Genomic DNA, 26,777 nt, shown 5'->3' on the forward strand with positions numbered 1-26,777 from the left:
TCCTCAGGAATGCGCTTGAGACAATTTGTTGTGGGTTTCAGGGCCGCTGACCGGTGGCTCCTTGAGCACCACGCGCTTGATCGGACCTACGATGACCAGATAGCTGAACACCGCGACCAGTGCGTTGCAACCAACGAACACCAGTGCCCATTTGAACGAGCCGGTGGAGCTGATGATGTAGCCGATGACGATCGGCGTGGTGATCGACGCCAGGTTGCCGAAGGTGTTGAACAGGCCACCGCTCAGACCGGCGATCTGTTTTGGCGAGGTGTCGGAGACCACAGCCCAACCCAGTGCGCCCACGCCTTTGCCGAAGAACGCCAGGGCCATGAAGCCAACGACCATCCATTCGACGTCCACATAGTTGCAAGCCACGATGCTGCTCGAAACCAGCAGGCCGGCAATGATCGGCGCCTTGCGGGCGAAGGTCAGGGAATGGCCCTTGCGCAGCAGGTAATCGGAAATCACCCCGCCGAGCACCCCACCGATAAAGCCGCAGATCGCCGGCAACGAGGCAATGAAACCGGCCTTGAGGATGGTCATGCCACGCTCTTGCACCAGGTACACCGGGAACCAGGTCAGGAAGAAGTAAGTGATGCCGTTGATGCAGTACTGGCCCAGATACACGCCCAGCATCATGCGGTTGGTCAGCAACTGGCGGATGTAGTCCCACTTCGGACCGTCGGATTTTTTGCCCTTGGCCTGGTCCATGTCGACCATGCCGCCGTTATCGGCGATGTGCTTGAACTCGGCGTCATTGATCAACGGGTGTTCGCGCGGACCGTAGATCACCTTCAGCCAGATCAGCGAGAAGACGATGCCGAGGATACCCATGACGATGAACACGTGCTTCCAGCCGAAGGCATAGACGATCCAGCCCATCAGCGGTGCGAACAACACAGTGGCGAAGTATTGCGCCGAGTTGAAGATCGCCGAGGCGGTGCCGCGTTCAGCGGTAGGAAACCAGGCTGCGACAATGCGGGCGTTGCCGGGGAAGGACGGCGCTTCGGCCAGGCCCACCAGGAAGCGCAGCATGAACAGCGCCACCACTGCCGTGGACATGCCGAACTCACCGACAAAGCCTTGCAGCACGGTGAACAGCGACCAGGTGAAAATGCTCAGTGCATAGATTTTCTTCGAACCGAAACGGTCCAGCAACCAGCCGCCGGGAATTTGCCCGGCCACGTAGGCCCAACCGAATGCAGAGAAGATATAGCCGAGGGTGACCGCGTCAATGCCGAGGTCTTTTTGCAGGCTGGAGCCGGCGATTGCGATGGTAGCCCGGTCGGCGTAGTTGATCGTGGTCACCAGAAACAGCATGAGCAGGATCAAATAGCGGACGTGAGTCGGCTTCTGGGTCGATTGCATGCAGATGTACTCCCACAAATTATTTTTATGCGCGGGTGAATCTTTGTTCGCTCCTACAGGGTGTTGCGGTGGATCAGGAGCCGATGTAGCTGGTCTTCACGACCGTGTAGAACTCTTGCGCATAGCGGCCTTGCTCACGTGATCCATAGGATGAACCTTTACGCCCACCGAACGGAACGTGGTAATCCACGCCGGCGGTCGGCAGGTTGACCATCACCATCCCGGCCTGGGAGTGGCGCTTGAAGTGGTTGGCGTACTTCAGCGACGTCGTGGCGATGCCCGCCGACAGACCGAACTCCGTGTCGTTGGCCATGGCCAGCGCAGCGTCGTAATCGGCCACGCGGACGATGTTGGCCACCGGACCGAAGATCTCTTCGCGGCTGATACGCATCGACGCTTCACTGTCGGCAAACAGGGTCGGCGCGAGGAAGTAACCTTCGGTGTCGCAAGTCACCAGACCACCGCCACTGACCAGGCGCGCGCCTTCGGACTGGCCGATGTCGATGTACTTCATGTCCTGTTCAAGCTGCGCCTGGGAAACCACCGGACCGATGTCGGTGCCTGCCTTCAACGCGTGGCCGACCTTGATCGACTTCATGCGCTCGGCCATGGCTTCGACGAACTTGTCGTGAATCCCGGCGGTGACGATCAGGCGGCTGGAGGCCGTGCAACGCTGGCCGGTGGAGTAGAACGCACTCTGCACGGACAGCTCGACCGCTTGTTTGAGGTCGGCGTCGTCAAGAATGATCTGCGGGTTCTTGCCGCCCATTTCCAGCTGGACTTTTGCCTGACGCGATACGCAGCTGACAGCGATCTGACGACCGACACCCACCGAGCCGGTGAAGCTGATGCCGTCGACTTTCGGGCTGTTGACCAGCGCTTCGCCCACTACGCGACCGCTGCCCATCACCAGGTTGAACACACCGGCCGGGAAGCCTGCGCGGGAGATGATTTCCGCCAGCGCCCAGGCGCAACCTGGCACCAGGTCCGCAGGTTTGAGCACCACGCAGTTGCCGTAGGCCAGGGCCGGGGCGATTTTCCACGACGGGATGGCGATCGGGAAGTTCCACGGCGTGATCAAGCCGACCACGCCCAGGGCTTCGCGAGTGACTTCAACGTTGACGCCCGGACGCACCGAAGGCACATAGTCGCCGGACAGGCGCAGGCATTCACCGGCGAAGAACTTGAAGATGTTGCCGGCGCGGGTCACTTCGCCGATGGCTTCAGGCAGGGTCTTGCCCTCTTCCCGGGCCAGCAGGGTGCCGAGCTCTTCGCGACGAGCAAGGATTTCGGTGCCGACTTTATCCAGGGAATCGTGACGCGCCTGAATACCGGACGTGGACCACGCCGGGAACGCAGCACGGGCGGCGTCGATGGCGGCGTTGACCTGGGCCAGGTCAGCCTTGGCGTAGTCGCCGATGTTGTCGCTCAATTCGGACGGGTTGATGTTGGCCGAATAATCGGCACCGGCGACCCATTCACCGTTGATGTAGTTGTCGTAGCGCTTTGTCACTGGACGGCCCTCGATACGAAAAGCTTCACGCAAAAGGCCGCTGAATACTCAGCGGCCTCGTTTAATCGGTTGTGTTACTGCGCACCTTGCTTGTCGATCAGCGCGGCGAGCATTTCATACTCTTCGCCGGTCAGGTCGGTCAGCGGTGCACGCACAGGACCTGCGTCATAGCCGGCAATTTTTGCCCCGGCCTTGACGATGCTCACGGCGTAACCGGCCTTGCGGTTACGGATGTCCAGGTACGGCAGGAAGAAGTCGTCGATGATCTTGCCGACGGTGGCGTGATCTTCGCGGGCAATGGCGTGGTAGAAGTCCATCGCGGTTTTCGGGATGAAGTTGAACACCGCCGAGGAGTAGACCGGCACGCCCAGCGCCTTGTAAGCCGCGGCGTAGACTTCAGCGGTCGGCAAACCACCCAGGTAGCTGAAGCGATCACCGAGGCGGCGACGGATCGACACCATCAACTCGATATCGCCCAGGCCATCCTTGTAGCCGATCAGGTTCGGGCAGCGCTCGGCCAGACGTTCCAGCAACGGTGCGGTCAGGCGGCAGACGTTACGGTTGTAAACCACGACGCCGATGTTGACCGATTTGCACACAGCTTCAACATGGGCGGCCACGCCATCCTGGCTGGCTTCGGTCAGGTAGTGCGGCAGCAGCAACAGACCTTTGGCGCCCAGGCGCTCGGCTTCCTGAGCGTACTCGATGGCCTGACGGGTCGAACCACCGACACCGGCCAGAATCGGCACGCTGGTAGCGCAAGTGTCGACGGCAGTCTTGATGATTTCCGAGTATTCACTGGCCGCCAGGGAGAAGAACTCACCGGTGCCGCCCGCGGCGAAAAGAGCCGAGGCGCCGTAGGGGGCCAGCCATTCCAGACGCTTGATGTAGCCAGCGCGGTTGAAATCGCCCTGGGCATTGAAATCGGTGACCGGGAAAGACAGCAGACCGGAAGAAAGGATGGACTTCAGTTCTTGTGGATTCATTATTCGAACACCCTGAGTTGCGACGTTGTGTGAGAAGACCGTTCAGCTCTGCGCTGAAGTTGTAGGTCATCGTACAACTTAAAATACAACCGTCAACTGCATTTCATCGTCGAAGGGGCAAATTGTTGGACAAGGCGGGTTAAGAGCCTTGTTTCATAGGCTCTCGGTGCAAGAAATTTGTATCAAGTGGTTTTACCCACAAGCTTGCTGGAGATACGTTGTCGGAAGATTGAGTCTGGTAACCCGGGAATGACTGAAAATTTGTGGCGTGGCTTGCGGCCCTTTCGCGAGCAGGCTCGCTCCCACAATGGATCATCGGCGAACACAACAGTGCGAACCACCACGACCAACTGTGGGAGCGAGCCTGCTCGCGAAGAGTGCCTGACAGGCAATGGATCACTCCAGCCAACGTCTTTTAGAGGGAAGTGCCGCTTGTCGGGCCGGCTTCTGCCTTACTCATCACGGCCTTATAGAAGGAGCTTTTGTCATGGCCAATCCAGCGCCGATCTTGAATGTCCCAACCACCGGCTCTCCTGCGCAAGCGAAATTAGATATCTCCACCTTCAGTGGGCCGCTGTTGCTCACCCTCTCAGATAACGCAACGCTCCCTCCGGAAGGAAGGGTGTACGCAATCCTGGGTGATCCGGAAAATCCCGAATTGACCGGTGACGAGGCCCGCGCAGGCAGCTATGTACAGCCACCGCCGCCAGCAGAACCGGATGAGGGCGAATTTAGACAAGACAAGAACCTGACGGTCGAGATTTCCAAAGCACAACTGCAAAAGTTTGCTGGCCGAACAGTAGAGTTGCGCTACCAGGGAATGGGAGAGTCTGGCCTGGCCTATGACTCGGACCCTGTTTTACTGACGATCAAGTGAGCCACCACGTTATCGTGCACGGGGCCGGCCATCCAGCTCCGCATCACAGTCTGGTTACGACGCCTTATAGGGAGATTCAGTCATGCCTTTACCACCCGCACCTAATCTTGACCCCAATGGCACGAGCTCCACGACTCAACAGGTCACCGCCTAGCCTCAGCCCCGCTGCGCCTCAGCCTCTTCATGGGCATGACGCAACCGCTCACGGCTGTTGGTCAGGTGCAGGCGCATCGCCGCGCGGGCGGCGTCGGAGTCCTGGCGGACGATGGCATCGTAGATTTCTTCGTGCTCGCGGCTCAGGCGATTCATGTAGTGCTGCTGATCGTCATGGGCCAGTCGCGCGGAGTTGAGGCGGGTGCGCGGGATGATGCTGGTACCCAGGTGGGTCATGATGTCAGTGAAATAGCGGTTGCCGGTGGCCAGCGCAATCTGCAGATGGAACTGGAAGTCCGAGGCCACGGCATCGCTGGCGTGGGAGACACTTTCATTCAACGCATCCAGCGCGGCACGCATCAACGCCAACTGCTCGGGGCTGCGACGCTGCGCGGCCAGACCGGCGGACTCCACTTCCAGGCTGATGCGCAGTTCCAGGATGGCCAGCACGTCACGCAAAGTGACCACGGTGGCCGGGTCGATGCGGAAACCGCTCGGGCTCGGCGTGTCGAGCACGAAGGTGCCGATGCCGTGACGGGTTTCCACCTGCCCCGCCGCCTGCAAACGGGAAATCGCTTCGCGCACCACCGTGCGGCTGACGCCATGGGCATCCATGATCGCCGACTCGGTGGGCAACTTGTCGCCCCGCTTGAGGTGACCGTCGCGGATCTGCTCGGACAGCACCGTCACCAGTTCCTGAGCGAGGCTGCGGCGCTTGCGAGGGAGGCGTGGTGCGTCGTTCGGGTTTTCCATGGTGAACATCTGTCTCGAAAAATTCGGCTGAAACCGCATCATAGCTCAACGCGGTTGTACGATCACCCCACCCTCCTGTAGGAGCGAGCTTGCTCGCGATGGACTTAAACGCGCCGCGTTGATTCAGCATATACGCCTTATCGTTAGCCTCCATCGCGAGCAAGCTCGCTCCTACAGTGGGGCGGTGGGGTTTAGGCAGTCACGGCCTGGTCCACCAAATGCCCATTCTCGATACGAACGTGCCGCGGATGGAAGCGTTTGAGGCTGCTGCGATGGCCGACGCTGACGATGCTCAGCCCCGGCAACTCATCGATCAGCGCCTGATACAGCGATGCTTCGTCTTCCTCATCCATCGCCGAGGTCGCTTCGTCCATGTACAACCACTGCGGCGCATACAGCAGGGCGCGGGCAAAGGCCAGGCGTTGCTGCTCACCGGGCGAGAGCATGCGCTGCCAGTGATTGGCTTCATCGAGACGCGCCACCAGATGCGGCAAACGGCAGGTTTCCAGGACGTGCGCATAGCGCTCGTTCGTGTAGGTATCACCGGGCTGTGGATAACTCAGCGCCTCACGCAGGGAGCCGATCGGCAAATAGGGCTTCTGCGGCAGGAACAGGTAACGCGCGGCGGGCAGGCGAATGCTGCCGTGACCCGTCGGCCACAGATGCCCCATCGCCCGCAGCAGTGTCGACTTGCCGCTGCCGGAACGGCCGCTGAGCATCACGCGCTCGCCCTCCCTCACGGTCATGTCCGCGCTCGTCAGCAAATGGCGACCGTCAGCCAGATCGAGACCAAGGTTGTGCACCTTCAACGCATCACCCTGATTCTGCACATCGATCGCCGGAGCACGCTCCTCGTTGTCGGTCATGGCCTGGCGGAAACTCAGCAGACGATCACAGGTGGCGCGCCATGAGGCGAGGTTCTGGTACGCGGTGATGAACCAGCTGAAACTGTCCTGAACGTTGCCGAATGCCGAGCCGATTTGCATCAGCTCGCCAAGTTCGATCTTGCCGGCGAGGTAACGCGGCGCTGCCAACATAAAGGGGAAGATCACGGCGGCCTGCTCGTAACCGGAAGTGAAGAAGGTCAGACGCTTGGACACCTTCATGATGTCCCAGAAATTGTGCCAGACCATGGAGAAACGATTGTTCAAACGGCGGTTCTCGTTTGGCTCGCCGTTGTATAACGCAATGCTTTCGGCATTCTCGCGAATCCGCACCATGGAGAATCGCAGGTCCGCTTCGAAGCGTTGTTGCCGATTGTTCAAACCGATCAAACGGCGACCGATCAAGTGCGTCAACCAACTGCCCACTACCGCATAAAGCAGCACGCCCCAGAACATGTAGCCGGGAATGGTTATACCGAACAGCTCGATACTGCCTGAGACTCCCCAGAGGATGATCGAGAAGGACACGAGACTGACGATATTGCGCAGCAGACCAATGCCCAGACTCAAGGTGTCCGAGGTGAAATTGTTGAGGTCTTCGGAGATCCGCTGGTCCGGGTTGTCGGTGTACCCGCCCTGCTCCAGCTGGTAGTAGTTCTTGTCCGCGAGCCAGCGGGCGAAATGTTTTTCCGTGAGCCATGCCCGCCAGCGGATCGTCAGCATCTGGGTCAGATAGAGCCGGTACACCGCGCCGACGATCGCCACCGCCGCAATCACGCAGAAATACAGAATCAGCCGCCAGAACGCCGCTTCGTCCTTCTGTTGCAGGGCGTTGTAGAAATCCTTGTACCAGGTGTTGAACCACACCGAGATACCGACGCTGATCAGCGACAGCGCAATCACCGCGATCAGCAGCGTCCAGGCCTTGACCTTCTCCTCACTGCGCCAGTAAGGCGTGATGATCGCCCAGACTTTGCGAAAAAACTGCCCGCGCACGGCATCGTTGACCGCGGAATATTCAGCGTTCTGATTCATGGAAAAGGCTCGATAAAGAAAAGTACAGGCACGAACCGATCATAGATGATCGGTCCGGTTTATCGCGAGGAGTGGCCCGCATTCGTTCAGCGCAGGTTCAGCGGCGAACGGGACGCTTCTGCAGTTTGCGCTGCAGTGTGCGGCGGTGCATGCCCAGGGCGCGGGCGGTGGCGGAAATGTTGCCTTCGTGTTCGGTCAACACGCGCTGAATGTGTTCCCACTGCAGGCGGTCCACGGACATCGGGTTTTCCGGCACCAGGCTGTCAAGGTCGGCGTGTTCGGACAGCAGCGCAGCCAGTACGTCGTCGGCGTCGGCCGGTTTGCACAGGTAGTTGCAGGCGCCGCGCTTGATCGCTTCAACGGCGGTGGCGATGCTCGAATAGCCGGTCAGGATCACCACGCGCATTTCCGGGTCCATTTCCAGCAGCTTGGGCAGTAGCACCAGGCCCGAATCGCCGTCCATTTTCAGGTCCAGCGCGGCGTAGTCCGGCAGATCGTTCTGGGCGATGGTCAGCCCTTCTTCAGCGGAACCGGCGGTGCTGACGCGAAAGCCGCGGCGGGCCATGGCACGGGCCATCACCCGGGTAAAGGTCGCGTCGTCGTCGACCAGCAGCAAATGCGGCAGCTCTTCGCCTTCAACCTGGATTTCGTCACTCATGTTGGTCTCCTCGGGCGCCAAGGGGCAGGCGCAGCTCGGTGAGCGTGCCGCCTTCCTCATGACTATAGAGTTTCACTGAGCCACCGGCGCGTGTCACGCTGGCCTTGCTCAAAAACAGGCCCAGGCCGAAACCTTTGCCCTTGGTGGTAAAAAACGGCTTGCCGATCTGTTCGGCGATGGCCAGCGGTACACCGGCACCATGGTCGCGGATACTGATGGTCAAGTCCTCGGCATTCCAGTCCAGGGTCACTTGCAGTCCTTCGGGACAAGCATCCGCCGCGTTATTCAGCAAATTCAGCAGCGCCTGGGTCAGGTCCGGCGGCGGCGCCATGCGCGGCACCGTGCCCTGGCCAAGGCGCTGGAAACGATAACTGGCTTCCGGGCGCATCAGGTGCCAGCGGTTCAGCGCTTCATCGAGCCAATCGGTGACGTCCTGCATCTCCACTGCCAAACGGCGATTGGCCTCCGCCGCCCGAACAAGCTGCTGCAACGTTTCCTTGCACAGTTTGACCTGATCCTGCAGTACGCTCAGGTCGTCCTGCAACAGGGGATCGTGGTGATCCTGGCGCATTTCCTTGAGCAGTACGCTCATCGTTGCCAGCGGTGTACCCAGCTCATGGGCGGCGCCCGCTGCCTGGGTGGCCACGGCCAGCAATTGTTGATCGCGCAGCCCCTCTTCGCGGCGGATCGCCCGCAACTCCTCCTGACGGCGCAGCTCTTCGGCCATGCGTGCGGCGAAGAAGGTGATCACCGCAGCGGCGAGGGCGAAACTCAGCCACATTCCATACACCTGCAAGTTTTCCCGGGCGATCGGGAACGTTTGCAACGGATAGAACCGCGCCAGCAGCAGGGTATACATCGTCAGCGCGATGCCCGACAGGATCACCGAATAACGCCACGGCAACGTCACCGCGGCGATGGTCAACGGCACCAGGTAGTAGGAGACGAAGGGATTGGTCGAGCCGCCGGAGAAATACAGCAAGGCGCTGTGGATAAACAGATCGCAAGCCAATTGCACGGCATATTCAAGCTCGGTGACCGGCCACGAAGTGCGCAGGCGAATCGCCGTGAACGCGCACAGCAGCATCGAGCAACCGAGGGTCGCGGCCAGTTGGAACCAGGGCAGCGGCAGCAGTTCGAGCCAGTAGGCCAGGCCCACGGAACCCGCCTGGGCGGCCAGCACCAAGGTGCGGATGAAGGTCAGCCGCCAGAGGTTCTGGCGAGTGGCGGAAGTGATTTGAACGGGGGCGAGCATGAGCTCTCCTGATGAGCGCTCCAGGCGGATCGCAGGGAGTATAACCAAGCGTGGGGGCTGGCAGGCAAACGTGCGGCAAACGGCCACAGCCTCGCCAATGATCGATGGAATGCTTTTGTGGCGAGGGAGCTTGCTCCCGCTCGGCTGCGCAGCAGACGCAAACCGGTTGACGCGCTTTTCCTGATGAATTGCGGTGGCAGGTTTTGGGACTGCTTTGCAGTCCAACGGGAGCAAGCTCCCTCGCCACAGAAAGCCCTGCACCACCAGTGATACATCTGTATAGAAGTTGTAACTGTGCGAACCGGATCATTAAAGCTAGAGTCTGATGGTTTCACGCAGGTCCGGACCATGCCCTGCGCACCACCTTAGGAGCTTTCATGCACACATTCCGCCGCAGCGCCGCCCTCCTCGCCCTGAGTGTTGGCACCCTTGCCAGCCTCCCGGCCGTGGCTGCCGACGAACTTCATTACAACCAGATTTCCCTGCGCGCCGAAGTCAGCCAGGAAGTGGCTCGCGACCTGATGATCGTGACCCTCTACACCGAAGCACAAAACACCGACTCGGCCAAACTCGCCGCCGAGGTCAGCACCACCATGAACAAGGCGCTGGCCCAGGCCAAGCAGGTCAAGGACATCACCCTGCGCCAGGGCAGCCGCAACAGCTACCCGATCTACGATGCCAAGGGCCAGAAAATCACCGGCTGGCGTGAACGCTCCGAGCTGCGCCTGGAGAGTACGGATTTCGCCGCGCTGTCGAAGCTGACCGGCGAACTGCTCACCGACCTGAAGATGGGCGGCATGGACTTCGCGATCGCCACGCCAACCCGCAAGGCCAGTGAAGACACCCTGCTCAAGGAAGCCGTCACCGCCTTCAAGGCTCGCGCCCAACTTGCCACCGATGCCCTGGGTGGCAAGGGCTACAAGATCGTCAACATGAACCTCAACAGCAGCGGCTTCCCGCAGCCGTACATGCGTGCACCGATGATGATGAAGGCCGCCAGCATGGACGGCGCACCGGTGACCCCGGAAGTCGAAGCCGGCACCAGCCAGGTCACCATGACGGCCGATGGCGCGATTGAAGTGCTGATGCCTTGAGTCGATAACCCCTGAACAAAAACGGCGATCACCCAAGTGATCGCCGTTTTTTTTGCGCTACATTCCAGTAGGCACAAAGCTTGCTCGCGATCGCCGTTACTCGGGCTTCGACTGGGAACCGCGTCACCGTTCATCGCGAGCAATCTTTGTTACAGGTGAATAGTTGCACCTGGTGATACCCACGCTCACTGATCCAATCCAGTGCAACAATAACCACTCCCATTCAGCCCCACAGGCCGGGGTATAAATAGGTAACACCTCCGCCCCACCCCCGGGCAACCCAACGCTTGCACGCACCATAAACGTGCGTCAGATGCACTACAAAAATGCCGCGCAAACGGTCAAATGCGTCAAAATTTATACCAATGCGACATTAAGGTACGTTCGTGCCACCGTTTAAGGCTTGTAGCCGCTCTGGATCTTGCATTGGGTATGGCCCCTGCATAAGTATCCGCAGGCACGACTCACGAGGTCGTCCTCAAAATTAAAAAATGACAACAAATCATGAGGCCACCATGCTTAAACACGCGGTCATTCCGTTTTTAGTCGGCGCCAGCTTGTTGGCTGCCGCACCGTTCGCTCAAGCTGCGACTAACCTGGTGTTCTGCTCCGAAGGGAGCCCGGCCGGTTTCGATCCAGGTCAATACACCACCGGAACCGACTTCGACGCCTCTGCCGAAACCATGTTCAACCGCCTGACCCAGTTCGAGCGCGGCGGCACCGCCGTTATTCCTGGCCTGGCGACCAGCTGGGACATCTCCACCGACGGCCTGACTTACACCTTCCACCTGCGTGAAGGCGTCAAGTTCCACACCACTCCGTACTTCAAGCCGACGCGTAACTTCAACGCCGACGACGTGCTGTTCACCTTTAATCGCATGATTAACAAGGATGACCCGTTCCGCAAAGCGTACCCGACCGAATTCCCGTACTTCACCGACATGGGGATGGACACCAACATCACCAAGATCGATAAAGTCGACGACAACACCGTCAAGTTCACCCTCAAAGACGTAGATGCCGCGTTCATTCAGAACATGGCCATGAGCTTCGCCTCGATCCAGTCCGCCGAGTACGCTGCCCAGCTGCTCAAGGAAGGCAAGGCCGCCGACATCAACCAGAAGCCCATCGGCACTGGTCCTTTCGTATTCAAGAGCTACCAGAAAGACTCCAACATCCGCTACACCGGGAACAAGGACTACTGGAAGCCTGACGACGTCAAGATCGACAACCTGATCTTCGCCATCACCACCGACCCGTCGGTTCGCATCCAGAAGCTGAAGAAGAACGAGTGCCAGGTCACCCTGTTCCCTCGTCCAGCCGATCTGAAAGCCCTGCGCGAAGACAAGACGTTGAAGCTGCCTGAGCAGGCCGGTTTCAACCTGGGCTACATCGCCTACAACGTGATGGACAAGGTCAAGGGCAGCAACGAGCCGAACCCGTTGTCCCAACTGAAAGTGCGTCAGGCACTGGACATGGCCGTCAACAAGCAACAGATCATCGACTCCGTGTATCAGGGCGCCGGCCAACTGGCCGTCAACGCCATGCCACCGACCCAGTGGTCCTACGACACCACCATCAAGGATGCGCCGTACAACCCTGAGAAAGCCAAAGAGCTGCTCAAGGAAGCTGGCGTGAAAGAAGGCACCGAAATCGTTCTCTGGGCGATGCCGGTTCAGCGTCCGTACAACCCGAACGCCAAGCTGATGGCAGAAATGCTGCAGTCCGACTGGGCCAAGGTCGGTCTGAAGGTCAAGATCCAGAGCTACGAGTGGGGCGAGTACATCAAGCGCTCCAAAGGTGGCGAAAACCAGGGGATGCTGATTGGCTGGAGCGGCGACAATGGTGATCCGGACAACTGGCTGAACGTGCTGTTCGGTTGCGACTCGCTGGAAGGCAACAACTTCTCCAAGTGGTGCGATCCGAAGTTTGACGGCATCGTCAAGGAAGCCAAGCGCACCACCGATCAGGCCAAGCGCACCGAACTGTACAAGCAGGCGCAACACGTCCTCAAAGATGCTGTGCCAATGACACCTATCGCTCACTCGACGGTGTTCCAACCCATGCGCGCCAATGTGCAGGACTTCAAGATCAGCCCGTTTGGCTTGAACTCCTTCTACGGCGTCAGCGTCAGCAAGTAAGGTTTGGCAACGGCGACGTTTTTGACGTCGCCGTTGCTTTATCGACCGAGAAAGCAGGAAATCGCCTACATCCAGATCGTCTGCTGACTACAGCAGAGCGCTAGGACGCGTCGTCTTTTCCCACGAGTCTTTCGGACTTTACGCATTTACTGCCGGACCCACGGTTCATACCGTCGGGATCCGACCAGCTCACGCGTGGGTCATCGGTTTTGTGCTGACTTTCATGGCTTGAAACCAGTGAAGCCTTCACGCCTGCGCACGGGCGAAGGTTCACTGCCAAAACTTCGAACAAGAGGGAGCGTCATGCGCCATACCTTGGTTTTATCCGCATTGCTGGGCACCGGCCTGTTGGCCGCCACGTCCATGAGCCAGGCCGCCAACAACAGCCTGGTGTTTTGCTCCGAAGGCAGTCCTGCCGGTTTCGATACCGCGCAGTACACGACCGCGACCGACAACGATGCCGCCGAGCCGCTGTACAACCGACTGGCAGAGTTTGAAAAAGGCGCGACCAATGTCGTTCCAGGCCTGGCCACGAACTGGGATATTTCCGAGGACGGCCTCAAGTACACCTTTCACCTGCGCCCTGGAGTGAAGTTTCATACCACCAAGTACTTCACACCGACCCGCGATTTCAACGCCGATGACGTGCTGTTCACGTTCAATCGCATGCTCGATCCGCAACAACCCTTCCGTAAGGCTTACCCGACCGAATTCCCGTATTTCAACGGCATGAGCCTGAACAAGAACATCGCCAAGGTTGAGAAGACCGGGCCGCTGACCGTGGTCATGACGCTCAACAGCGTGGATGCCGCGTTCATCCAGAACATCGCCATGAGTTTCGCCGCCATTCTCTCCGCCGAGTATGCCGACAAGCTGCTGGCCGAGGGCAAGCCGAGCGATATCAACCAGAAGCCGATCGGCACCGGGCCGTTCGTGTTCAAGAGTTACCAGAAAGATTCCAACATCCGTTACACCGGCAACAAGCACTACTGGGACCCGAGCCGCGTGAAGCTCGACAACCTGATTTTCGCCATCAACACCGACGCCTCGGTGCGAGTGCAGAAACTCAAGGCCGATGAGTGCCAGGTCACCCTGCACCCGCGCCCTGCCGACGTGACCGCGCTGAAGAACGACCCGGCACTGCAACTGATCGAAAAACCCGGTTTCAACCTCGGCTACATCGCCTACAACGTGCGTCACAAGCCTTTCGACCAGCTCGAAGTGCGTCAGGCGCTGGACATGGCGGTGAACAAGCAAGGCATTCTCAACGCCGTGTACCAGGGTGCCGGTCAACTGGCGGTCAACGCCATGCCGCCGACTCAATGGTCCTACGATGACACGATCAAGGACACCGCCTACAACCCGGAAAAAGCCAAGGAACTGCTCAAGGCCGCCGGCGTGAAGGAAGGCACCGAAATCACCCTGTGGGCCATGCCGGTGCAGCGCCCGTACAACCCCAACGCCAAGTTGATGGCCGAAATGCTCCAGGCCGACTGGGCGAAGATCGGCCTCAAGGTCAAGATCGTCAGCTACGAATGGGGCGAGTACATCAAGCGCACCAAGAACGGCGAACATGACATCAGCCTGATTGGCTGGACCGGTGACAACGGTGACCCGGACAACTGGCTCGGCACGCTCTACAGCTGCGACGCCATTGGCGGTAACAACTACTCCATGTGGTGCGATCCGGCTTACGACAAGCTGATCAAGCAGGCCAAGGTCGTGACCGATCGCGACCAGCGCACCGTGCTCTACAAACAGGCGCAGCAGTACCTCAAGCAGCAGGTACCGATCACGCCGGTCGCCCACTCGACGGTCAACCAGCCGTTGAGCGCCAAAATCGAAGGGTTCAAGGTCAGCCCGTTCGGTCGCAACGTGTTCTCGGGTGTCAGCATCGATAAATAAAACCGTGTAGCCAAAACGCTGGGGGCGCATTGCGCCCTCATGCAAGCGTATTGCCGTAATTCGCCAATCCGGTGCCAGGCAAACGTTTGCAATGCGTGAAATGAGTTCCAAAGCAAATAGCCGGATCACCAAAAAAAGAACGGCATTAATAATAGAAAGTAAGGAGCTTCACCCATGAAACTGAGCAGCACCGCGATACTGGCCCTGGCCATCAGCAGCGTAACCGCCACCGCTTACGCTGAAACCCAGAGCCAGGCGTTCACCCCGGTTACCGTGAAAGAAAAAAGTGCTCAAAGTGAAGCCACTGGCTTCGTCGAAGGCCAGTCGATCAGCGGCACTACCCGTAACTGGTATGCAAACGAGCAACTCAAGCGTGGTGCCAAGTTCAAATACAACGATCACGGCACACTGGCCGATACCGATCGCCGCATCAACTGGGTCCAGGGCACTATCCTCAAGTACAACTCGGGCTTCACCGAAGGCCCTGTCGGGTTCAGCACTGAAGTCGCCGCCTACAACGCCATTGCGCTGGATCGTGACCGCGAGGACCTGGCTGCCGGCAATGGTGGCGCCCCCAAGACTGGCCCTTTTTCAGGTAACAACCGCACCCTGACCGAAAAAGGCGGGGATGCCGTAGGGCAGTGGAGCAAACTGGGCCTGGCCAACGTCAAGGCGCGCTTCTCCAACACCACCCTGACGGCCGGTCGCCAGAGCTACAGCAGCCCGCAAGTCGACACCATCGGCAACCGTGCACTGCCTTCGAGCTTCCAGGGTGTGAGCCTGAACGTCGCCGAACTGGAAAACCTGACCTTCGATTTCGCGACCTTTGACCGCGTTTCCCCGCGTATGGAACAAAGCCAACAGAAATTCCGTACCGAATACGCCAACGGCCGGGAAGAATCCGATCACATCTACACCGGCGGCATCACTTACACCCCATTCTCCAGCCTGACCACCAGCCTCTGGGCGACCCAGGCCGAAGACATCTGGAACCAGTACTACTTCGGTGCCACCCATGTGCTGGGCGACAGCCAGGTGCTGAGCCTGACCACCGGCCTGAACTACTACAAAACCCAGGAAGAAGGTAAGGCGCTGATCGGCGACATCGATAACGACACCTACTCCCTGTCGTTCGGCCTGACTCACCAGGCCCACAGCCTGACCTTCTCGTACCAGGAAGTGAACGGTAACGAGTACTTCGACTACCTGCACGAAACCAACGGTATCTACCTGGCCAACTCCCTGCTGTCGGACTTCAACGGCCCGAACGAGAAATCCTTCCAGGTCGCCTACGGTCTGAACATGGCCGAATACGGCGTGCCAGGCCTGAAGTTCAACATCTACCAGGCGCGTGGCTGGGGTATCGACGGTACCCACTACACCGGCAACAAAGGTGTGTCCGGCAAAGGCTACGACGGCGTTCAGGAACAGGACGGCGAACACCACTACGAATATGGTATCGGTGCTACCTACGCCGTTCAGAGCGGCCCTTTGAAGGCCACCACTGTTCGCGCGACCTACACCGCTCACCGCGCCAGCGAATTCCAGTCTGATGGCAGCATCAACGAATTCCGTCTGGTAACCACCATCCCGTTCAACATTCTGTAAATACACCGGCCGCACGGCAGATTCAGTGACGAATCGGCCGTGCGGTTTTTGTCCATTCAACCGATTGCAGAGGGTTCTTGATGAAAATGCTTCCCCTACGTGCGGCCATCGCAGCCGCGTTGTTGAGTGTCGCGGTTGGCGTATCGGCCAAACCCCTGGTGGTCTGCACCGAAGCCAGTCCGGAAGGCTTCGACATGGTCCAGTACACAACTGCAGTCACCGCTGATGCGGTGGCCGAAACCATCTTCAATCGACTGGCGGACTTCAAGCCCGGTACCACGGATGTGATTCCGGCCCTGGCCGAGTCCTGGGACATCAGCGAGGACGGCCTGACCTACACGTTCCTCCTGCGCAAAGGCGTCAAGTTCCACACCACCGAATACTTCAAGCCGACCCGCGACATGAACGCCGACGACGTGGTCTGGAGCTTCCAGCGCCAGCTGGACCCGAACCATCCATGGCACAAACTGTCGAGCGTGGGCTTCCCGTACTTTGAAAGCATGGGCTTCAAGGAACTGCTCAAAAGCGTCGAAAAAGTCGACGACAACACGGTCAAATTCACCCTGACCCGCCGCGAAGCGCCGTTCCTGGCCGACATTGCCATGGCCTTCTCCTCGATCTACTCAGCCGAGTACGCCGATCAGCTGCTCAAGGCCAACAAGACCGGCGACCTGAACAGCAAGCCGGTCGGCACCGGTCCGTTCGTCTTCCAGCGCTACAACAAGGATGCCCAGGTTCGCTTCAAGGCCAACCCGGACTACTTCCGTGGCAAGGCACCGGCCGACTCGTTGATCCTGGCCATCGCCACCGACAACAACGTGCGCCTGCAGAAGCTGAAAGCCAACGAATGCCAGATCGCGCTGTACCCGAAACCGGATGACATTCCGAGCATCAAGAAAGACTCGAACCTGAAGGTCGACGAGCTGAACGCGATGACCGTCTCGTACATCGCCATGAACACCCAGCACAAGTACATGAGCGACGTGCGGGTGCGCAAAGCCATCGACATTGCCTTCGACAAGGAAGCCTACGTCAACGCGCTGTTCGGCAAGGGCAACGCGACCGTGGGCGTCAACCCGTTCCCGGACACCCTGCTGGGCTACAACCACCAGCTGAAGAACCCGGCCCGCGACCTGGACAAGGCCCGTGCCCTGCTCAAGGAAGCCGGCGTACCGGAAGGCACCACCTTCACCCTGTTCACCCGTAACGGTGGCGGCCCGACCAACCCCAACCCGATGCTCGGCGCGCAGATGATGCAGGCCGACCTGGCCAAGGTCGGCATCAAGATCGACATCCGCGTGATGGAATGGGGCGAAATGCTCAAGCGCGCGAAAAACGGCGAGCACGATATGGTTTCCGCCGGATGGGCGGGCGATAACGGCGACCCGGATAACTTCCTGACGCCTATGCTCAGTTGCGAAGCGGCCAAGAACGGCGAAAACTACGCACGCTGGTGCAATGAAAAGTTCCAGGCCCTGATCGACCAGGCCCGCGAAAAAACCGACCCGGCCGAACGTGCAGCACTGTACGAACAGGCTCAGGTTATCTTTAACCAGGACCAGCCATGGATCAGCATGGCGCACACTAGAATGTTCACCGCAATGCGCAACAACGTAGAGGGCTACCAAATCAGCCCGCTCACCACAAATAACTTCGCCACCACCCAGGTGAAGTAGATAAGAAACTCCCGGCATTCCTGACCCCAGGCATGCCGGGCACGCCTAACCGGCTGATGAGGTACACCACACGATGTTTAGTTTTATTGCCCGCCGACTGGGGTTATTGATCCCCACGTTCTTCGGCATCACCTTGCTGACTTTCGCGTTGATTCGCATGATCCCCGGCGACCCCGTGGAAGTGATGATGGGCGAACGTCGGGTCGACCCCGAGATGCATGCTCAGGCAATGGAACGCCTAGGTCTGAACAAACCCTTGTATGCCCAGTACCTGGATTACATCGGGAAACTGGCCCACGGCGATCTGGGGGAATCCCTGCGTACCCGTGAAAGCGTCTGGAGCGAGTTCACCTCCCTATTCCCCGCGACCCTGGAACTGTCCATGGCCGCCCTGTTGTTCGCCGGTATCCTGGGCCTGCTGGCCGGGGTGATCGCGGCACTCAAGCGAGGATCCCTGTTCGACCATGGGGTAATGGGTGTCTCCCTGGCGGGATACTCGATGCCGATCTTCTGGTGGGGCCTGATCCTGATCATGTTCTTCTCGGTGTCCCTGGGCTGGACCCCGGTGTCCGGGCGGATCGACCTGCTGTATGACATCGAGCCACGCACCGGCTTCATGCTCATCGATACGCTGCTGGCCGATGATGTCGGCGCGTTCCTCGATGCCCTGCACCACCTGATCCTGCCGGCCATCGTGCTCGGCACCATCCCGCTGGCGGTGATCGCGCGGATGACCCGTTCGTCGATGCTCGAAGTGCTGCGCGAGGATTACATCCGTACCGCCAAGGCCAAGGGCCTGTCGCCGTCGCGCGTGGTGTTCGTGCACGGTCTGCGTAACGCGCTGATTCCGGTGCTGACCGTGGTCGGCCTGCAAGTCGGCACCCTGTTGGCCGGTGCGGTCCTGACCGAGACCATCTTCTCCTGGCCGGGCATCGGCAAATGGCTGATCGAAGCCATTGGCGCCCGTGACTATCCAGTCGTACAAAACGGCATCCTGTTAATCGCCTGCCTGGTGATTCTGGTCAACTTCGTAGTGGACATCCTCTACGGCTTTGCCAACCCACGCATCCGTCATCAGCGCTGAGGTCAATACCCATGAGCACTCCAACTTCCTCAGTAGCCGCCGCCACCTCCGTTGTGGATCAAAGCCTGCTGTACCCGTCGCCGTACAAAGAATTCTGGCACGCCTTCTCCCGGAACAAGGGCGCCGTTGCCGGCCTGATGTTCATGCTGCTGGTGATTTTCTGCGCGATCTTCGCGCCGTGGGTCGCCCCGCATGACCCGAGCGAGCAGTACCGCGACTTCCTGCTGACCCCGCCAGCCTGGCTCGAAGGTGGGCAGATCCAGTTCCTGCTGGGTACCGATGAACTGGGTCGCGACCTGCTGTCGCGTCTGATCCAGGGTTCGCGCCTGTCGCTGCTGATCGGCTTGTCGTCGGTGGTGATGTCGCTGATCCCCGGCATCCTGCTGGGTCTGTTCGCCGGCTTCTTCCCGAAAATGATCGGCCCGACCATCATGCGCCTGATGGACATCATGCTGGCCCTGCCTTCGCTGCTGCTGGCCGTGGCGATCGTCGCCATCCTCGGCCCAGGCCTGATCAACACCGTGATCGCCATCGCCGTGGTGTCCCTGCCGTCCTACGTTCGTCTGACCCGCGCCGCGGTGATGGGCGAACTGAACCGCGACTACGTGACCGCCGCGCGCCTGGCCGGTGCCGGCCTGCCACGCCTGATGTTCGTGACCGTGTTGCCCAACTGCATGGCACCGCTGATCGTTCAGGCCACCCTGAGCTTCTCCTCGGCGATTCTCGATGCCGCCGCCCTGGGCTTCCTCGGCCTTGGCGTACAACCGCCAACCCCTGAGTGGGGCACCATGCTGGCCTCGGCCCGCGACTACATCGAACGCGCCTGGTGGGTAGTCAGTCTGCCTGGTTTGACCATTTTGCTCAGCGTGCTGGCAATCAACTTGATGGGCGACGGCCTGCGCGATGCGCTGGACCCGAAACTCAAGAACGCCGCCTGAGGAGATTCCCATGTCACTGCTAGAAATCAAGAATCTCAACGTTCGCTTCGGCGACAAGAACGCCACACCGGTAGTCGACGGCCTCGACCTGAAGGTGGACAAGGGCGAAGTACTGGCCATCGTTGGCGAGTCCGGTTCCGGCAAGTCCGTGACCATGATGGCGTTGATGGGCCTGATCGAGCACCCGGGGATCGTCACCGCCGATTCCCTGAGCTTCGACGGCCAGAACATGCTCAAGCTCAATAACCGCCAGCGTCGGCAGATCGTCGGCAAAGACCTGGCCATGGTCTTCCAGGACCCGATGACCGCGTTGAACCCGAGCTACACCGTCGGGTTCCAGATCGAAGAAGTGCTGCGCCTGCACCTGAAAATGTCCGGCAAGGCCGCGCGCAAACGCGCCATCGAACTGCTGGAAAAAGTTGAAATCCCGGGCGCGGCCAGCCGCATGGACGCCTACCCGCATCAACTGTCCGGCGGCATGAGCCAGCGTGTCGCGATCGCCATGGCGATTGCCGGCGAGCCGAAACTGCTGATCGCCGACGAACCGACCACCGCCCTGGACGTAACGATTCAGGCGCAGATCATGGACCTGCTGCTGGCATTGCAGAAAGAGCAGAACATGGGCCTGGTGCTGATCACCCACGACCTCGCGGTCGTGGCTGAAACCGCCCAGCGCGTGTGCGTGATGTACGCCGGTCAAGCCGTCGAAGTCGGCCAGGTGCCGCAACTGTTCGATATACCGGCGCACCCGTACAGCGAAGCGCTGCTCAAGGCGATTCCGGAACACAGCCTGGGCGCCTCTCGCCTGTCGACCCTGCCGGGTATCGTCCCCGGCCGTTACGACCGTCCGCAGGGTTGCCTGCTGTCGCCGCGCTGCCCATATGTGCAGGACAACTGCCGCGCGCAACGTCCGGCCCTTGACCCGAAAAGCAACAGCCTCGCCCGCTGCTTCTACCCGCTGAACCAGGAGGTGGCGTAATGGCCGTCGTACTTACCGCCCGCGACCTGACCCGTCACTACGAAGTGTCCCGTGGCATGTTCAAGGGCCACGCGACTGTGCGCGCCCTCAACGGCGTGTCCTTCGAGCTGGAAGCCGGCAAGACCCTCGCCGTTGTAGGTGAGTCGGGTTGCGGTAAATCCACCCTGGCCCGCGCTCTGACCCTGATCGAAGAGCCGTCCTCGGGCTCCCTGAAAATCGCCGGCCAGGAAGTGGCCGGCGCCGACAAGGCCCAGCGCAAGCAACTGCGCAAAGACGTGCAGATGGTGTTCCAGAGCCCTTACGCGTCGCTGAACCCACGGCAGAAAATCGGTGATCAACTGGCCGAGCCTCTGTTGATCAACACCAACCTGTCCGCCACCGAACGCCGGGAGAAAGTCCAGGCAATGATGAAGCAGGTGGGCTTGCGTCCCGAGCACTACCAGCGTTATCCGCACATGTTCTCCGGCGGTCAGCGCCAGCGGATCGCCTTGGCCCGCGCCATGATGCTGCAACCGAAGGTGCTGGTGGCGGACGAACCGACTTCCGCGCTGGACGTGTCGATCCAGGCCCAGGTGCTGAACCTGTTCATGGACTTGCAGCAGGAATTCAACACCGCCTACGTGTTCATCTCCCACAACCTGGCGGTGGTGCGTCACGTCGCCGATCACGTGATGGTGATGTACCTCGGCCGTCCGGTGGAAATGGGTCCGAAAGAAGACATCTACACCCGTCCTCTGCACCCGTACACCCAGGCGCTGTTGTCGGCGACACCGACCATCCACCCGGATCCGGACAAGCCGAAAATCAAGATCGTCGGCGAACTGCCCAACCCGCTGAACCCGCCGCCCGGCTGCGCCTTCCACAAGCGCTGCCCGTACGCCACCGAGCGTTGCAGCACCGAAGAGCCGGCCCTGCGCCTGCTCGACAGCCGCCAGGTGGCTTGCCACTACGCCGAGCAGTTCGTGCACGGCGCGGCATAAAAAATGGGCTAAAAATGTGGGAGCGAGCCTGCTCGCGAAGGCGTCATGTCAGTCACATCATTGTCGACTGACAGACCGCTTTCGCGAGCAGGCTCGCTCCCACAGGGATTTTGCCTTCTCCCAACCCCTTCTATTTCGATTGCGTACCAATCGGCAGCGAAGGGGTTTTATTTTGCCCGCAACTTACGTCTGGCTATCACCTTCCTCATCGGAGTCCGGCTCATCGGTGGTCGAGTCGTCATCACCCGCACTACCGCCCTGCCCCTTGTCGCCCGGTTCCGATTCGGACGCGGCGATCATCAGTTCACCGTGCCCCACCTGACCGCTCGACGCCTGCGTCTCGTGATCTTTGCACTCGGCCCAGACTGTCGCACTGCCGAGAGCCAGCATCACCATCACCTTCAACATCAACAACACACGCAGCAACCTGTTCATAGCCGAATCCTTCCTGTCTCGAAGTGCCTGTCTGGCGCTGAATTTAATCTAGTTCCGATCAGCACGGTTCTCCAGATAGGACGCTAACGAACCGATGGAAATGCCGTCGATATAGAGATTGGTTTTGAATAAGGGTTATGCCCAATTCCACTAACACCAATGATCCTTTGTGGGAGCAACTGTCTTCACCCTGCCATTCGTCACCGCATTCGCGAGCAGGCTCGCTCCCACAGTTCGAGATCGAGTTGGCAATAAAAAACCCCGCAGCTTTCGCAACGGGGTTTTGGTGTTTCAGTTCAGCGCTTAGTGATGCTCACGCGTCGCACGGAATTTCACGTCCGGCCAGCGCTCTTCCATCAATGCCAGGTTGACCCGGGTCGGGGCGAGGTAGGTCAGGTGACCGCCGCCGTCCAGTGCCAGGTTTTCCACGGCCTTGTTGGAGAATTCCTCGAGTTTCTTCTTGTCGCTGCATTCAACCCAACGCGCGGAATAAACGGTGATCGGCTCGTAGGAGCATTCGACCTTGTATTCCTCTTTCAGGCGGCTGGCGACCACATCGAACTGCAGAACACCCACGGCGCCGAGGATGATGTCGTTGCTGCGCTCGGGGAAGAACACCTGGGTCGCGCCTTCTTCGGCCAGCTGTTGCAGGCCCTGGCGCAGCTGCTTGGACTTCAGCGGATCGCGCAGGCGTACGCGGCGGAACAGTTCCGGGGCAAAGTGCGGGATGCCGGTGAAGCCCAGGACTTCGCCTTCGCTGAAGGTGTCGCCGATCTGGATCGTGCCGTGGTTGTGCAGGCCGATGATATCACCCGCGTAGGCCTCTTCCAGTTGCTCACGCTCGGAGGAGAAGAACGTCAGGGCGTCGCCGATACGCACGTCCTTGCCGGTGCGCACGTGACGCATCTTCATGCCTTTTTCGTACTTGCCGGAGCAGATACGCATGAAGGCGATACGGTCGCGGTGTTTCGGGTCCATGTTCGCCTGGATCTTGAAGATGAAGCCCGAGAACTTCTCTTCCACCGGCTCCACGGTGCGCTCGTTGGCTACACGCGCCAGCGGGCGCGGCGCCCAGTCCACCACGGCGTCGAGGACGTGATCGACACCGAAGTTGCCCAGCGCGGTACCGAAGAACACTGGAGTCAGCTGACCGTCGAGGAACTCCTGCTGGTTGAACTCGTGGCAGGCACCCTGCACCAGTTCCAGCTGCTCGATGAAGCGCTCGTACTCGTCGCCCAGATGCGCGCGGGCTTCGTCGGAATCAAGCTTCTCGATGATCTTGGTTTCGGTGCGCTCGTGACCATGACCGGTGGTGTAGACAATGATGTAGTCGTCGGCGAGGTGGTACACACCTTTGAAATCGCGGTAGCAACCGATCGGCCAGGTGATCGGCGCAGCCTTGATCTTGAGGACTGCCTCGATTTCGTCGAGCAGTTCGATCGGGTCGCGGATGTCACGGTCGAGTTTGTTGATGAAGCTGACGATTGGCGTGTCACGCAAACGGCAGACGTCCATCAGCGCAATGGTCCGTGGCTCTACGCCCTTACCGCCGTCGAGCACCATCAGCGCCGAGTCCACCGCAGTCAGGGTGCGATAGGTGTCTTCGGAGAAGTCTTCGTGGCCCGGGGTGTCGAGCAGGTTGATCATGTGCTCGCGATACGGGAACTGCATGACCGACGTGGTAATCGAGATACCCCGCTGCTTTTCCATTTCCATCCAGTCGGACGTGGCATGGCGGTCGGATTTACGGGATTTCACCGTGCCGGCCACCGCAATCGCCTTGCCCATCAGCAAGAGCTTTTCGGTGATGGTGGTTTTACCGGCATCGGGGTGGGAAATGATGGCAAACGTGCGTCTGGCGTTGACTTCATTGACAATTTTACTATCGGACATCGCTTAAAATCTCGATTGTGTACGCTGATATGTACACAGTTAAAAAAGTACCTTTGGCCGATTGCAAAGGCCAACACAGAGAACCGCGCATTGTAACAAATGGCGGCCAGGAGTGCCCGGTACGATGGCATCCCCACCGCTGAGCACAGGATCAGTAGGCCCTGCCCCCAAAGCATGCCGTTCTCCGGAAGCCCTATCCCCCCGCTTCAATCATACGGAAGGCCCCTAAGCAGCCGATGGACAGGCCAATTGCAAATAGGTAGGGTTAGACGTGTAGCACTGTGCCTTTATCGCTATTGCGCTTGCCAAAACCCATGTCGCGTTTACTGCGACTACCCCCACAGGAGATAAGGGCTTGCAGAGCGACAAGGAACGTTATACGACATCTCGTCTAAACATGGCAGCAATGTCATCCTATAGTAGTTAGAAGCCAAGGAGGCTCCGTGGATTGCTTAACTTTTATCAGCAAAGCTATAGAATCCCTTGCATGGCCAGCTACTGTAATTGCCTTTATCCTTTTAATACGCAAAGAGCTTCCCGCAATCGCGAGATCGCTGCGCAGATTCAAGTACAAAGATATTGAAGTAGAATTCGGCGCAGCTACCGAAGCAATAGCCAACGAGATTAAGGAAGTAGTTCCTGCTACACAGGACGATACAAAAATAGCAGGAAAATCGAAAAACGAAATAAAATTACGGCTCGATGCCATTGCTGAGTTGGCGCCTAGAGCCGCTATACTTGAGGCGTGGCTACAAGTAGAAGCAGCTGCCGCTGACGTTATACGTCAAAAGAATCTAGGCACTTCAACGCCGTACCCTGGGCCATTGCGGCTACGTGACAATTTACAAAAAGGCGGAATTCTTAATACTCGTCAACTGGCGATATTCGAGCAGCTTCGAACGTTAAGGAACGAAGCTGTGCATGTGCCAGAAGCAGAGTTCACTAAAGCAGCAGTCGCAAACTACATAGAATCATCTATTGCAATTGCTTCTTATCTGGAAGATCTTGCAGTTGGTAGATAACTATGCGCTGAAGCCGCTCATTTCATTCGTTGAGATCGCGTGCCGCAGCCCCTTAGCTTAGTAGTTAGCCATTGCATGGAGGCGCGTCGCACGATGACACAGTGGAGATTTTCTAACTCCGTCGAAGATGCGAGACAAGAGAAACTTTTCTCTGTCAGCTCGTTTGCGGCTGTGGCAGACCAGATTGAACGAGAGATGTTGCCCCTTTGCTACCACCTTCAGGCTTGTGATGATGATTCCAGATATGCCAGGCCGATTTTTTGCGTTCGCGTTTCCGAAGACCTATTTGACGCATTCTTTAATTCGCCGAATGGGTACAGGGGGAGCTACTTTACGTCTCCGTCCGTAGGGCTGGAAAGCAATCGCTATCTTATGAACAAGCTTCTTCCGCGCCTTTGTAGCTGGGCCCTACAAAATTCGCCGGGGTTCAATACCCAGTTCGCGCTTGATGCGCTATCGGCCATATCGGCTAAAGCATGGCTGGCTGAAATCTCATTGGAGCTCTGCTCCGCATGTCTAGGTGAGTGGAGCAGCCGATCGTCCGATGAGCAAGCCGAAATCATCAATGGGCGTTGGGAGCTCAGCACACAATCAAACTCCATGTTCGGTCGCAAAGCACCAAGGCATTCGAAGATCCGGCTATTCGGTGCATTTCTTAACAATCGTGGAGATGAATTCATTCCCGCCAGGAAACGCCACAGAGATGCGGATATTCATGATGACGGATGGTCGTAAGCGATGGCTACCAACCCATTTACAAATGCCTATCAGTGGCGAATTGGTAGCGACAGACGTGCGAAACATGATCCTTGCTAGAAGGTGTTGGCAGGGCGACAAGAAACCCTTATAAGACATTACTGTCTTGTCTAAACGCGACAGAAATGTCTAATAGTAGTTATGGTGCAAGGAGAGTTTAGTGCTATTAGAACATGCGGAAGACTTAGCTTTTTTTATAAAAGAACTTCAAAGCGAAACCGATAGAGGTTTACCACTTGTTGGTGCAGCACTGATAGACGAAAAACTCCTAAATACATTGAAATCGTTTTTTGTTAAAGGGAAGTCGGCAGAGAAATTGCTCTCCGCTCCAAACGCACCGCTAGGAACGTTCTCTTCAAGAATAGATGCTTGCTACAGTTTGGCGTTAATAGATAAATTCGAGTATCAGGAAATTGGGATAATCAGAAAAATCCGCAATGAATTTGCGCATGCTAAGCACGGGCTTTCATTTGAAAACGAAAAAATCAAAGGGCTTTGCACTAGCTTGCAGTCCCCTCTACCTGAAGGAGGAAATTACCCCGTAGACACTCCTCGGTTCAGGTTAGTAAATGCAATAGTGTGTATTGTTCTTCGCCTATATTATCGGCCAGAATGGGTATGTAAAGAACGTTTAGAGCCTAGAAGTTGGGTTCCGGATTCTCGCTGGTACTACACAAACGAAAATCCTCCACCGGAGAATGTTGGGTTTCTAGGGTTGGTACCAAAAAATAAAGGCTAACCATTACCGTCACAGCAAATGCATAACACCTAGTCAAAATCGCGC

General features: G+C 58.6%; 22 protein-coding genes. 13 read left to right on the forward strand and 9 right to left on the reverse strand.

From position 1 onward, the window contains the following. Nucleotides 1-3: 3 nt before the first annotated feature. The 3 genes from CKW21_RS10670 to kdgD form a co-directional block, all read right to left on the reverse strand. A complete protein-coding gene (locus CKW21_RS10670) occupies nt 4-1,368 on the reverse strand; it encodes an MFS transporter (protein ID WP_095193932.1) in 1,365 nt (454 codons plus the stop codon). A 73-nt stretch (nt 1,369-1,441) separates the two neighbouring features. Beyond that, nucleotides 1,442-2,881 (reverse strand): aldehyde dehydrogenase family protein, encoded by a 1,440-nt coding sequence (locus tag CKW21_RS10675; protein ID WP_095193933.1) that lies wholly within the window; start codon nt 2,879-2,881, stop codon nt 1,442-1,444. Between the two features lie 74 nt (nt 2,882-2,955). After that, complete coding sequence (gene kdgD, locus CKW21_RS10680; RefSeq protein ID WP_007976489.1) at nt 2,956-3,867, reverse strand: 5-dehydro-4-deoxyglucarate dehydratase; 912 nt, start codon at nt 3,865-3,867, stop codon at nt 2,956-2,958. 487 nt (nt 3,868-4,354) lie between these two features. On the opposite strand from kdgD, the gene CKW21_RS10685 reads away from it, so the two are divergent. Then, nucleotides 4,355-4,744, forward strand: a complete 390-nt coding sequence (locus CKW21_RS10685; protein WP_095193934.1) for a hypothetical protein — start codon at nt 4,355-4,357, stop codon at nt 4,742-4,744. Between the two features lie 156 nt (nt 4,745-4,900). Here CKW21_RS10685 and CKW21_RS10690 read toward each other — a convergent pair whose 3' ends face one another. The 4 genes from CKW21_RS10690 to CKW21_RS10705 form a co-directional block, all read right to left on the reverse strand. Then, on the reverse strand, nt 4,901-5,650 hold the full coding sequence (locus tag CKW21_RS10690; RefSeq protein WP_177437263.1) for a FadR/GntR family transcriptional regulator: 750 nt from the start codon (nt 5,648-5,650) through the stop codon (nt 4,901-4,903). 191 nt (nt 5,651-5,841) lie between these two features. After that, entirely contained in the window at nt 5,842-7,569 is a 1,728-nt protein-coding gene (locus tag CKW21_RS10695; protein ID WP_095193935.1) for an ABC transporter ATP-binding protein/permease, read from the reverse strand. A gap of 97 nt (nt 7,570-7,666) precedes the next feature. Next, a complete protein-coding gene (locus tag CKW21_RS10700) occupies nt 7,667-8,227 on the reverse strand; it encodes a response regulator transcription factor (protein WP_095193936.1) in 561 nt (186 codons plus the stop codon). After that, nucleotides 8,220-9,482, reverse strand: a complete 1,263-nt coding sequence (locus CKW21_RS10705; RefSeq protein WP_095193937.1) for an ATP-binding protein — start codon at nt 9,480-9,482, stop codon at nt 8,220-8,222. The genes CKW21_RS10700 and CKW21_RS10705 overlap by 8 nt, the downstream gene beginning before the upstream one ends. A 377-nt stretch (nt 9,483-9,859) precedes the next feature. On the opposite strand from CKW21_RS10705, the gene CKW21_RS10710 reads away from it, so the two are divergent. From CKW21_RS10710 to CKW21_RS10750, 9 genes are all read left to right on the forward strand, one after another. Next, the gene (locus CKW21_RS10710; RefSeq protein WP_095193938.1) at nt 9,860-10,576 is read left to right on the forward strand and encodes an SIMPL domain-containing protein; all 717 of its coding nucleotides are present in this window, start codon (nt 9,860-9,862) and stop codon (nt 10,574-10,576) included. A 515-nt stretch (nt 10,577-11,091) separates the two neighbouring features. Then, the gene (locus CKW21_RS10715) at nt 11,092-12,717 is read left to right on the forward strand and encodes an ABC transporter substrate-binding protein (protein WP_095193939.1); all 1,626 of its coding nucleotides are present in this window, start codon (nt 11,092-11,094) and stop codon (nt 12,715-12,717) included. A gap of 303 nt (nt 12,718-13,020) precedes the next feature. Then, the gene (locus CKW21_RS10720; protein WP_095193940.1) at nt 13,021-14,622 is read left to right on the forward strand and encodes an ABC transporter substrate-binding protein; all 1,602 of its coding nucleotides are present in this window, start codon (nt 13,021-13,023) and stop codon (nt 14,620-14,622) included. A gap of 174 nt (nt 14,623-14,796) precedes the next feature. Further along, nucleotides 14,797-16,230 (forward strand): OprD family porin, encoded by a 1,434-nt coding sequence (locus CKW21_RS10725; RefSeq protein ID WP_095193941.1) that lies wholly within the window; start codon nt 14,797-14,799, stop codon nt 16,228-16,230. An 80-nt stretch (nt 16,231-16,310) separates the two neighbouring features. Beyond that, nucleotides 16,311-17,906, forward strand: coding sequence for an ABC transporter substrate-binding protein (locus CKW21_RS10730; protein ID WP_095193942.1), 1,596 nt, complete (start codon nt 16,311-16,313; stop codon nt 17,904-17,906). Between the two features lie 73 nt (nt 17,907-17,979). Further along, nucleotides 17,980-18,990 (forward strand): ABC transporter permease subunit, encoded by a 1,011-nt coding sequence (locus CKW21_RS10735; RefSeq protein WP_095193943.1) that lies wholly within the window; start codon nt 17,980-17,982, stop codon nt 18,988-18,990. 11 nt (nt 18,991-19,001) lie between these two features. After that, on the forward strand, nt 19,002-19,928 hold the full coding sequence (locus CKW21_RS10740) for an ABC transporter permease subunit (RefSeq protein WP_095193944.1): 927 nt from the start codon (nt 19,002-19,004) through the stop codon (nt 19,926-19,928). 10 nt (nt 19,929-19,938) lie between these two features. Next, a complete protein-coding gene (locus CKW21_RS10745; protein WP_095193945.1) occupies nt 19,939-20,907 on the forward strand; it encodes an ABC transporter ATP-binding protein in 969 nt (322 codons plus the stop codon). Continuing rightward, the gene (locus CKW21_RS10750; RefSeq protein ID WP_075947653.1) at nt 20,907-21,887 is read left to right on the forward strand and encodes a peptide ABC transporter ATP-binding protein; all 981 of its coding nucleotides are present in this window, start codon (nt 20,907-20,909) and stop codon (nt 21,885-21,887) included. Before CKW21_RS10745 ends, CKW21_RS10750 begins: the two co-directional genes overlap by 1 nt. Before the next feature lie 183 nt (nt 21,888-22,070). Here CKW21_RS10750 and CKW21_RS10755 read toward each other — a convergent pair whose 3' ends face one another. Beyond that, entirely contained in the window at nt 22,071-22,322 is a 252-nt protein-coding gene (locus tag CKW21_RS10755; protein WP_095193946.1) for a hypothetical protein, read from the reverse strand. A 303-nt stretch (nt 22,323-22,625) separates the two neighbouring features. After that, entirely contained in the window at nt 22,626-24,215 is a 1,590-nt protein-coding gene (locus CKW21_RS10760) for a peptide chain release factor 3 (protein WP_095193947.1), read from the reverse strand. A 443-nt stretch (nt 24,216-24,658) separates the two neighbouring features. Between CKW21_RS10760 and CKW21_RS10765 the strand changes: the two genes are divergently transcribed. The 3 genes from CKW21_RS10765 (at nt 24,659) to CKW21_RS30670 (ending at nt 26,732) form a co-directional block, all read left to right on the forward strand. Beyond that, the gene (locus CKW21_RS10765; protein ID WP_095193948.1) at nt 24,659-25,237 is read left to right on the forward strand and encodes a hypothetical protein; all 579 of its coding nucleotides are present in this window, start codon (nt 24,659-24,661) and stop codon (nt 25,235-25,237) included. A 93-nt stretch (nt 25,238-25,330) separates the two neighbouring features. Continuing rightward, complete coding sequence (locus CKW21_RS10770) at nt 25,331-25,972, forward strand: hypothetical protein (protein WP_095193949.1); 642 nt, start codon at nt 25,331-25,333, stop codon at nt 25,970-25,972. A 181-nt stretch (nt 25,973-26,153) separates the two neighbouring features. After that, nucleotides 26,154-26,732: a transcriptional regulator gene (locus tag CKW21_RS30670; protein ID WP_141232939.1), complete on the forward strand. Its 579-nt coding sequence runs from the start codon at nt 26,154-26,156 to the stop codon at nt 26,730-26,732. The last annotated feature ends 45 nt before the right edge of the window (nt 26,733-26,777 follow it).

The organism is Pseudomonas sp. Irchel 3A7 (assembly GCF_900187565.1).
Classification (GTDB): domain Bacteria; phylum Pseudomonadota; class Gammaproteobacteria; order Pseudomonadales; family Pseudomonadaceae; genus Aquipseudomonas.